Origin of the sequence: Planctomonas deserti (genome assembly GCF_003067705.1) — a bacterium.
GTDB lineage: Bacteria > Actinomycetota > Actinomycetes > Actinomycetales > Microbacteriaceae > Planctomonas > Planctomonas deserti.
Map to the genome: position 1 here is coordinate 1 of NZ_QANL01000177.1, position 545 is coordinate 545.

Consider the following 545-nt stretch of genomic DNA (forward strand, 5'->3'; position numbering starts at 1 on the left):
GAATTCAACCTGGTCTACGACCGCGGCACCCTGTTCGGGCTGCAGAGCGGTGGCCGCAGCGAGAGCATCCTGATGAGCCTGCCGCCGCGGGTGCGTTGGGAGTACGGCTTCAGTCCGGAAGCGGGCAGCGCCGAAGCGCGCCTGGCCGACTACCTGGTGCCGCGCGACTGGCTCTGAAGTTCCGGTGCCACGGCTGAGCGTGGTGCCTTCGTTACCTGCGGTGCGCGACGCACCGGACAGGACCTGTTCCATCTCCTTCAAGGACGAACCGATGTCTGCTGCTGTTTCCCTTCGCCCGCGCGTTGCGGGCTGGCGCTCCCTGCTGTTGCTCGCGCTGGCCTCGGCCAGCCTGCCGGCTGCCGCGCAATCGATGGCCTGCGGCACCTACAAGGACAGCGGCGGCAACACCACGCTGACCCTGGAGAGCGAAGGACACGGCTTCCTGTCCGGCCCCTACCAGGCCACCGAGGAACTGCGCGTTGCTCGCCAGGAAGACGTGCTCGGTACCGGCAACCTGTCCACCGGCCAGCTGGAAAACTGGTACT

At 67.3% G+C, this 545-nt stretch carries 2 protein-coding genes; both read left to right on the forward strand.

Translation table 11 applies throughout. From position 1 onward, the window contains the following. Positions 1–9 precede the first annotated feature (9 nt). Positions 10–177 carry a coproporphyrinogen III oxidase gene (locus tag DAI20_RS20155; RefSeq protein ID WP_497802653.1) on the forward strand — a complete coding sequence of 56 codons (168 nt, stop codon included), beginning with the start codon at positions 10–12 and terminating at the stop codon, positions 175–177. 43 nt (positions 178–220) lie between these two features. After that, positions 221–545, forward strand: a 325-nt coding sequence (locus DAI20_RS20160) for a hypothetical protein (protein ID WP_205781542.1), incomplete at its 3' end; no start/stop codon positions are given.